Here is a 7,166-nt window from a genome sequence, read left to right as displayed (position 1 = left end):
TTTTTTTCACTGTAAAAAGTATTAATAGTTCGTTTGCTTCAGAAGATAGTATAGAAACGGTTACGTTACCAACCAACGTTTTAAAACTTTCTATTAAGTTGTAGTTATACATTCAAAAATAAATAGTTTATAACTATTTAAAATCCACACCTATTTTAATTCAAAAACTACTTAATTCAATTAAACTTTATTTTTGAAAATTATAAATTGATTTTTAATTAATGTTATCAACATATATATAAATTATAAAAAGGATTTTTAAAAATTTATAAAAAATTGTTTGTTATTATAGTCTGTTAATATGTGCAATAAATAATTGAATTATAATTTTGAAATATCACTTATTAAAAACAACTAACAAGTTATATATTTTTAATAGCTTAAAAATCAATCAAATTATATAGGTTATCAACAGTGTGTTAATACAGTTATTTTACCAATTTATTGCATAACATTTCATTCAAAAAATGTTTATAACAGTTTAAAAAATGTTTATAACTCAATATTAAAAATCTATAAATAAATTTGGTGATTAAAAGTACGTTTTAGCATTAGCTTTTTTAATTTACATATCAAAAAATAGTTTTCTTTTTTAAGTATAAACTTATTCACAATGTTAGTAAAATTTAAAGCTATTGTAAATCAATCTTTTAAAAAATACTATTAACAATTACTTTTTTTACTGTTAATAAGCCTGAATTTGTACTTTTGCAGTCTAACTTATTAACAAAAACTTTAATTATGACAATTGCAATTGGTAACGATCACGCTGGAACCGAATATAAATTCGAAATTATAAAACTTTTAGAGCGTAAAGGTATAAAAGTTTTAAACTTTGGAACCGATTCGAATGATAGCATGGATTATGCAGACGCTATTCATCCAGTAGCAAATGCGGTTGAAAGTGGAAAAGCTACTTATGGTATTATAATTTGTGGAAGTGGAAATGGTGCGCAAATGACAGCTAATAAACACCAAGGAATTAGAGCTGGACTGGTTTGGAATAATGAAATTGTTGAATTAATTAGATTGCATAACAATGCAAATGTTTTAGCAATTCCTGCGCGTTTTGTTTCATTACAACAAGCTTTAGGTTTTGTTGAAATATTTTTAAATACTGAATTTGAAGGCGGAAGACATCAAAACAGAATAGATAAAATACCTACAGGTTGTTGTTAATTAATTTGTAATTGTTAATTTATAATTCGTAATTAAAATGGGACATAACCATGCGCATCATCACCCAACAATAACAGGTAAGAATTTATTAATTTCAATTGTACTTAATATTATTATTACAATTGCACAATTGATAGGTGGATTTATTTCAGGAAGTTTAGCTTTAATTTCTGATGCAGTTCATAATTTTTCTGATGTTATTTCTTTAATTATCAGTTATGTAGCTAATTTACTTGCCAATAAAAAGAAACGTACTAAAACATCTACTTTTGGGTATAAACGCGCCGAGATTATTGCAGCATTTATTAATGCAACTTCGTTAATTATTGTAGGTTTATTTCTTGGATATGAAGCAATTATACGTTTTAATTCTACTGTAGAAATAAAGTCGGATTTAGTTATTTGGTTAGCACTTTTAGGAGTTTTAGCAAACGGATTTAGTGTCCTTTTACTTAAAAAAGATGCAGCACATAATATTAATATGAAATCCGCTTACTTACATTTGTTAGTTGATATGTTAACATCTGTTGCTGTTTTTATTGGAGGTTTATTAATGAAATATTATGAAATTTATTGGATCGATGCATTGTTAACTTTACTTATTTCTATTTATTTAATTTATATAAGTTGGGAAATTTTATTAAAATCTATTCGAATATTAATGCTATTTGCGCCGGAACATATTAAAATTGATGATGTTGCAAAAGAAGTTTTAAAAGTAAAAGGAATAAAAAACATTCATCACGTTCATATTTGGCAATTAAACGATGCAGGAAGTCATTTAGAAGCGCATATAGAATTTACCGAAGATATAAAACTTTCAGAATTCGATATAATTTGCGCAAAAATTGAACAAGATCTACTAGAAAAATTTCAAATAAATCACTGTAATTTTCAACCAGAATTTATTAGAGATGATAAAAAAGATTTAATAAATCAAGATTAATTATGCTTCAAATTCAAGTTAAGACCTTTTCCGAATTAACCAAAGAAGAACTTTATCAAATTTTACAATTACGAAGCGAAGTTTTTGTTGTTGAGCAAGATTGTGTGTACCAGGATATAGATTATAAAGATCAAAAAGCAATCCATGTTTTAGGTTTTAAAAACAATAAAATTATTGCATATACCAGAGTTTTTAAACCAGGTGATTATTTTAATGAAGCCAGCATTGGTAGGGTAGTGGTTGCAGAGAAGGAACGAAAATTTAAATACGGATATTCCATTATGGAAGCTTCTATTGAAGCAATTTCAACGTATTTTAATAAAACTACTATAAAAATCTCAGCTCAAACTTATTTAAGAAAGTTTTACAATTCTTTAGGTTTTAGTCAAATAGGAGATGGTTATTTAGAAGATGGAATTCCGCATATTGCAATGCTAAAAACTTAATGTATGAACAACCCAAAAATTAAAATAAATAGCGTTAAAAACTTATCGAACAAACATTATAAATTAGATACAATAAATTTTGATTTTAAAACAAAAGATGGCACTTGGCAAAATCAAAGTAGAGAATGTTACGATAGAGGAGATGGAGCTTGTATTTTATTGTACAATCCATTAAAAAAAACGGTAATTCTTACTAAACAATTTAGAATGCCTAGTTATTTAAATGGAAACGATGATGGAATGATGTTAGAAGTTTGTGCAGGTTTATTAGATAAAGATGATCCATTAACTTGTATAAAAAAAGAAGCTGAAGAAGAAACAGGCTATAAAATTAACAATCCAACAAAAGTTTTTGAAATCTATTCTACTCCAGGAGCAGTAACGGAGAAAATTCATTATTTTATTGCGGAATATTCCGATGCCATGAAAATTTCTGAAGGTGGTGGTTTAATAGCAGAAACCGAAGAAATTGAAGTGTTAGAATTCGATTTTAAAGAAAGTTTAAAACTAATTTCAACAGGCAAAATTTGTGATGCCAAAACAATAATTTTATTACAATATGCTAAAATTAATAAGCTAGTTTAATCGTTAATCTGTCATTGCGAATTATAGCCTTTCTAGTGGGCAGGTGTAATGAAGCAATCTGCTTATTAGTAACTGATTATTTCGTCGCAAACTCCTCGTAAAGACGTTCAAATATATACTGGCATTGTTGGTGTTTTTCACCAACAATTATTCTCAAACAATTACTAAAAATACTCTTTAATTGCTTTTGCAACACCATCATTTTTATTAGTATCGGTTACAGCGTCAGCAACTTTTAAAACTTCGTAATTCGCATTTCCAACAGCAACACCTAAACCCACCGCTTTTAACATTTCAATATCGTTGTAATTATCACCAAAAGCAACTACATTATCCATTGAAAGTGTTGGATAGCAATGTTTTAAAAGAACATCTATAGCAGTTTTTTTAGAAATATCTTTATGTGAAATTTCAATATAAGTTTCCTTAGAACGATACAATAATATTTCATTAGAAAAATTCTTTTCTAACGATTTATACAATATATCAATTTCAGTTGCATCGCCCATACACATTATTTTATGTGCACCTTTTCCTTCAGTATTCCAAACATCTAAAACTTCAACATTAGATTTTACAACAGGAGTTACTTTGGTATTATTTTCTTCTCTTTTTGCCCAATAATCCATTGAAGGAACATACCATTCGTCTGCATGAAATAAACTTAAATGTATAGCTGTATTTGTACATTGGTTAATTATTTCAGCCAACACACTATTTTTAATAAAAGTAGAATGTAAAACTTTATTATTGTTTAAAATTAAACCTCCATTATATGCAACTAAAGGTGTTTTTTCATTGCTAAATTCTCTTTGTAAATGACGCATTCCATTTGGCATACGTGATGAAATTAGCACAAACGGAATATTAGAAACACGTTGTACCTGTTCAATAGTTGTTTTAGATAATGCTCTGTCTTTATTTAACAATGTACCATCTATATCGGTACAAATTAATTGGTAACTCATGGGTGTTTTTATAAAAATATTGGCAAACTTAAGTATTCTTGCCATTTAATTATACTGATATTTAAATAATTAACGAAATCGATAGAATTACCATATTTAGCTGATTCTCGCCTAAAAATTCACATTAAATCTAATAGTGTACCTTTGCCAACTTATAAAAAACAAATGATATTTAAAGATTTAAAAATTATAGAGCCAATTTTAAAAGCGCTCCAAGAAGAAGGTTATACACATCCAACTCCAATTCAAGAACAGGCAATACCAATATTATTAAACAGAAAAGATTTATTAGGCTGTGCTCAAACAGGAACAGGTAAAACAGCTGCATTTACAATACCAATTTTACAGCATTTATTTAATAGTAGAGGAGATTCTAAAGGAAAACGAAAAATAAAATCGTTGATAGTTACTCCAACCAGAGAATTAGCCATACAAATTAACGAGAGTATTACCAGTTATGGAAAATATACAGGACTTAAAAATATTGTTATTTTTGGGGGTGTTAAACAAGGCGGACAAACTGATGCTTTAAGAAGAGGAACCGATATTTTAGTGGCAACTCCGGGTAGATTGTTAGATTTAATCTCTCAAGGGTTTATTAGTTTACAAGACATAAAATATTTTGTTTTAGACGAGGCAGACCAAATGTTGGATATGGGTTTTATCCACGATATTAAAAAAATTATAGCAAAATTACCTTTTAAAAGACAATCACTTTTTTTCTCGGCAACAATGCCACCGGCAATTGCTGAACTGTCTAGCACTATTTTAAAAGATTACGAAAGAATAACTATAAAGCCAAAACAAGCCACTGCCGAAAAAGTGGAACAAGCAGTTTACTTTGTGAGTAAACCAGATAAAACAAAATTATTAATTCATATAATTGAAGAAAATCCTGAGGCATCAATTTTGGTATTTTCAAGGACAAAACATGGTGCGGATAAAATTGTGCGTTTGTTAACAAAAGCACATATAAAATCCGCAGCCATTCATGGAAATAAATCTCAAGGAGCACGTCAAAGAGCTTTAGGAAACTTTAAAAAAGGTGAATTAAATATTTTAATTGCAACAGATATTGCTGCAAGAGGTATAGATGTAGAAGAATTAAGTTTAGTAATTAATTACGATTTACCAAATATTCCTGAAACGTACGTACATAGAATCGGTAGAACAGGCCGTGCAAAAGCAAGCGGAATTGCGTTGTCTTTTTGCAATCAAGAAGAAAAAGCATATTTAAAAGATATTCAGAAATTAATAAATCAACAAATACCTTTAATTGAAGAACATCCGTTTACTTTAGATGAAAATGAAGAAGTTCCTTTAGTTCCAAAACCTTCTAAAAATCAACGTAAAAAATCAAAGCGTAGAGTCGAACACAAATCAAAAGAAGGAGAAAATATAAATAAACCAAGACGCCGTAAATATTACCCTAAAAGAAATAACTAAAGCATTATTAAGCAAGAACACCACTTTTTACTAAAAAGTGGTGTTCTAATTCAAATAATTATATTCAGGGATCCAAGTGAATATAATTGTTCCTTAAAACTATAAATTTTATTTACTTAATGATAAAAGTCATTTTAATAATATTTTTTATAGCAACTATTTACAGTATTTATCACGGTATTAAGAGTCTAGAAGATTGAAGTGCTATTCTAAAAAATAAAATAAACTAATATTATCTGTATTTTAAAGGATGTTTAATTATTGATTTGATTTTCATTTATTTTAAAATAACTATTCTTGAATTCTAACTATCTCAAAAAGAAGTTTTTAAATCTAGATTAAAAAAATATTTAAACTAGGAACATTTAATTAAAGACTAGTTAAAAGTTAATTTTAAATCAGTTTAGTAGACTCTCTTTTTATTAGCGCTGTTTCAAGTGTAATAATTTTTGGCACTATTGGTTTCTTCTTTTTAATTGCTTTAATTTCTTTATAAAGTTGTTTAAAAGCTGTTTTCCCCATTTGGAAACCTGGTTGATCTATTGTTGTTAATGTTGGAGAAATTACTGAGGACATAAACCAATTACTAAATCCAACAATACTAATATCTTCGGGTATTTTAATCCCACGCTCTCTTAATGCTGTCATAGCTCCAATAGCCACCAAATCGGTATTTATAAAGATACCATCTACATTATTATGGTCTTTTAATAATTGTTCAGCATTTTTTTTACCTTCATTAAAACTCATATCTCCACAATCACATATATAAACCAAAGATGGGTCATAAGGTATATTATTATCTAGTAATGCTTTTTTGTATCCAAGAAACCTATCTATAGAGTTTTGCGGTAAAAGCGCTCCCCTAAAATGTGCAATTCGTTTACAACCTATATCTATTAGATGCTGCGTAGCTATGTAAGCTGCTTTTCTATCATCAATAATAACTTTGGAACATTTTACTATTCTGGCAATCTTATCAAACATAACTAAAGGTTTGTCTTGAGCTAAAACCTCATTTAGGTGATTAAAGTTTGCTGTTCCATTTGCTAAAGATATAAGTATACCATCAACTCGTTGACTTAATAATAAGTCAATTTGTTTCTTTTCTAAGTCATAAGATTCATTAGACTGAAGAATGATAACCAAATAACCTTTTTTTTCTGCTTGCGAAATAATACCTTTAATGACGTTTGAAAAAAAATGATGAACTATTTCTGGTATTATCAAACCGATAGTTTTAGACTCTTTTGTTCTTAGGTTAACAGCAAAAGTATTGGGTTTATAGTTTAATGTTTTTGCCAATTCTTTTACTAACCCTTTGGTTTTTTTACTTACATCGGGATAATCTTTTAATGCTTTTGAAACAGTAGTAATTGATATATTTAATTGTTCTGCTATTTCTTTTAAAGTTACTGGCTTCATAAATATGGTAAATAAAAAACGAAAATAACAATAAAAACAATAAATCGAAAACGTTTTCGGTAAAATCGAAAACGTTTTCGGTAAAAAAAAGATTTAAATAAGTTAGTTGCCCTTTTAATTTAGTCCAAAATTAACCTGTTAATATAGTCAATTAACTTAAATAAATTATTA

At 27.7% G+C, this 7,166-nt stretch carries 7 protein-coding genes; 5 read left to right on the top strand and 2 right to left on the bottom strand.

Annotated features, from left to right (window positions below; translation table 11 throughout):
- Positions 1–741: 741 nt before the first annotated feature.
- From rpiB to AB1Z17_RS09525, 4 genes are read left to right on the top strand one after another with little or no spacing between them, the layout of a single operon-like run.
- The gene (gene rpiB, locus AB1Z17_RS09540; RefSeq protein WP_368051574.1) at positions 742–1,179 is read left to right on the top strand and encodes a ribose 5-phosphate isomerase B; all 438 of its coding nucleotides are present in this window, start codon (positions 742–744) and stop codon (positions 1,177–1,179) included.
- 37 nt (positions 1,180–1,216) lie between these two features.
- The gene (locus AB1Z17_RS09535) at positions 1,217–2,125 is read left to right on the top strand and encodes a cation diffusion facilitator family transporter (RefSeq protein WP_368051573.1); all 909 of its coding nucleotides are present in this window, start codon (positions 1,217–1,219) and stop codon (positions 2,123–2,125) included.
- A gap of 2 nt (positions 2,126–2,127) precedes the next feature.
- A complete protein-coding gene (locus AB1Z17_RS09530) occupies positions 2,128–2,571 on the top strand; it encodes a GNAT family N-acetyltransferase (RefSeq protein ID WP_368051572.1) in 444 nt (147 codons plus the stop codon).
- A 3-nt stretch (positions 2,572–2,574) separates the two neighbouring features.
- On the top strand, positions 2,575–3,156 hold the full coding sequence (locus tag AB1Z17_RS09525) for an NUDIX domain-containing protein (RefSeq protein ID WP_368051571.1): 582 nt from the start codon (positions 2,575–2,577) through the stop codon (positions 3,154–3,156).
- Positions 3,157–3,320: 164 nt separating this feature from the next.
- On the opposite strand, the gene AB1Z17_RS09520 is transcribed toward AB1Z17_RS09525, so the two are convergent.
- Positions 3,321–4,169, bottom strand: a complete 849-nt coding sequence (locus tag AB1Z17_RS09520) for an HAD family hydrolase (protein WP_368051570.1) — start codon at positions 4,167–4,169, stop codon at positions 3,321–3,323.
- 120 nt (positions 4,170–4,289) lie between these two features.
- Between AB1Z17_RS09520 and AB1Z17_RS09515 the strand changes: the two genes are divergently transcribed.
- Entirely contained in the window at positions 4,290–5,570 is a 1,281-nt protein-coding gene (locus tag AB1Z17_RS09515) for a DEAD/DEAH box helicase (RefSeq protein WP_368051569.1), read from the top strand.
- Between the two features lie 393 nt (positions 5,571–5,963).
- Here the strand turns inward: AB1Z17_RS09515 and AB1Z17_RS09510 are convergent, their stop codons facing one another.
- A complete protein-coding gene (locus tag AB1Z17_RS09510) occupies positions 5,964–6,995 on the bottom strand; it encodes a LacI family DNA-binding transcriptional regulator (protein ID WP_368051568.1) in 1,032 nt (343 codons plus the stop codon).
- Positions 6,996–7,166: the final 171 nt, after the last annotated feature.

The organism is Lutibacter sp., from assembly GCF_040883305.1.
Lineage (GTDB): Bacteria > Bacteroidota > Bacteroidia > Flavobacteriales > Flavobacteriaceae > Lutibacter.
This window is presented reverse-complemented; position numbering and strand designations above follow the sequence as displayed.